This window comes from Enterococcus sp. 5H, assembly GCF_028128615.1.
GTDB lineage: Bacteria > Bacillota > Bacilli > Lactobacillales > Enterococcaceae > Enterococcus_L.
On record NZ_AMDP01000055.1, the window covers coordinates 1 to 2,001 of the forward strand.

Genomic DNA, 2,001 nt, shown 5'->3' on the forward strand with positions numbered 1-2,001 from the left:
ATACACGCATCGCAAAACTCCGCAAATCGTTTGTACTCTTTTGTTTCAATAACCGGCTTTGTCTTAGTCATTGAAGTACCTCTTCAGCTTAGATTTTTTGCTTGTCTCATTTTTTAACGCAACTTCTGGCAGTTTGTCTTCAATTAGAGTATCTGCCACAGATTTAATCTCAGACGATTTTTCTTTCAGCTGTCGTCTTCTTTTATTTCTAGCAGCTGCGATATCTTTAAAATCTACCTTTAAATCTGATAATGCTGGAGCTATAGCTGTGCACAGATATTTATTTTGAATAAATACTCTAATTTCGGCTAAATCCTTCGGGTTATATCGAATTTGAACAGATTCCCCAACATAGGCAGATAAATTGGTATTTATATAGCGAAATCCTTGGAATTGTATGCCATTTGAATGAACTTTTCTGCCTTTTGAAATATGTAATAGAAGTAAGTCTAATTCTTCCAAGCTCTCAGGCATTTGTGGTAAAAAACCAGAATGGTTCCACTGATTGATAGGTGTTTCTTGGGTACTTGTGTGTATTTTATGATTGTAGTCATAGATAAGAAATTCCTCGATTTTTTGTTCCAATTCTTGAATTGTTAATAGAGCTTCTGACTTACGATTTTTAGTATAACCTGGTAATTGTTCTAAAAGTAATTGATTCACGCTTTGGAAAAAACGTTCAATTTTTCCCCGACCTCTTGGAACACCTATTTTAGAAAAAATCAATTGAATCTTTAAATCAATAGCCACTTGTTCTAAGTGCTGGGAAGTAAAATCACTTCCATGATCTGTATAGAACTTTTCAGGTATGCCACAAATCGGCCAGTTAGAATTTTGTTTTCTCCAGATAGCCTGGTAAAGCATCAAAGCTGTGTTAGCTGCTGAGGGATTATCAAACGACATATAATACCCTGCAATCGCTCGACTATAATCGTCCATGATAATGGATAACCATGGCCGGCGACGTTTCCTTTTCTCGTCTAAAACTTCAATGTCCAATAATGTGTGGTCAGCTTGCCAAATCTCATTAGATTTTTCAGATTCTCTTGTATGGATTAGATCATATTTTTCTGAATAGGACTTTTCACCATTATGAGCTAAAGCAATCATGGCTTCAGGAATATTCTTAACTATTTTATAGACTTGCTGGTAACTCGGGCCGTTTTCTCCATACTGTTCACATTGAGAAATAACTTTTCGGTGGATCGTAGCAATGCTGATTCGGCGATTACTTAAACGAGTATGCTCAACTAACGCTCGAATACTATCTTCTATTTTTATATTCCCTGAATCTAATCTTTGTTTCCGAATCAAGCCTGATAGTCCATGTTCTTTATATCGTGTTTAACGCAACTGAAAAGTGCACCACGTGATGATTGAAAACTGCACCAGTTAGTTTAACCAATTTTTTGTATCTTCCACACGGAAAGATTTCCCGCTTAAATCTAAAACGTGTGCCCGATGGGCAATTCGATCTACCATAGCTGCAGTAAGCATAGGATCCTTAAATACTTCTTCCCAACGGTCAAATGATAAATTTGTTGTAATAATCATTGAACCCGTTGATGTACGATTAGACAGTAAGTTAAAAAGAATTTCACTTCCTACTTGATCGAATGAAACATAGCCTAACTCGTCTAAGATGACTAAGTCATACTTACTAAATCTCCGTTTATAATAGGTCAGCTGGTTAGCGCTCATGGCTTCCTTTAACTCAACGACGAGATTAGGAATATTCGTGAACAAGACACTTTTTCCTGTCAAACATGCTTCCATACCAATGGTTGTTGCTAAATGAGTTTTACCAACTCCTGGATTACCCAATAAAATGAGATTTTCTTTTTTATCAATGAATTGAAGCTGCTGAAGCTCCTTGATTTGTTTTCTTAGTTTTGATGATAAATGACTATCCAGATAGTCATCAAACGTTACTTTTTGAGGTAATTTTGCTTGCCGAATCAATGTATGAATACGATTGTTTTTCCTTCGTTCGACTTCTAA

Annotated in this window: 2 protein-coding genes; both read right to left on the reverse strand. The window is 35.9% G+C overall.

Annotated features, from left to right (window positions below; genetic code table 11):
- Positions 1-63 precede the first annotated feature (63 nt).
- On the reverse strand, positions 64-1,314 hold the full coding sequence (locus tag C240_RS14210; protein WP_442896602.1) for a Mu transposase C-terminal domain-containing protein: 1,251 nt from the start codon (positions 1,312-1,314) through the stop codon (positions 64-66).
- Positions 1,315-1,392: 78 nt separating this feature from the next.
- A partial coding sequence (gene istB / locus C240_RS14215) for an IS21-like element helper ATPase IstB (RefSeq protein WP_271491642.1) occupies positions 1,393-2,001 on the reverse strand: 609 nt, incomplete at its 5' end.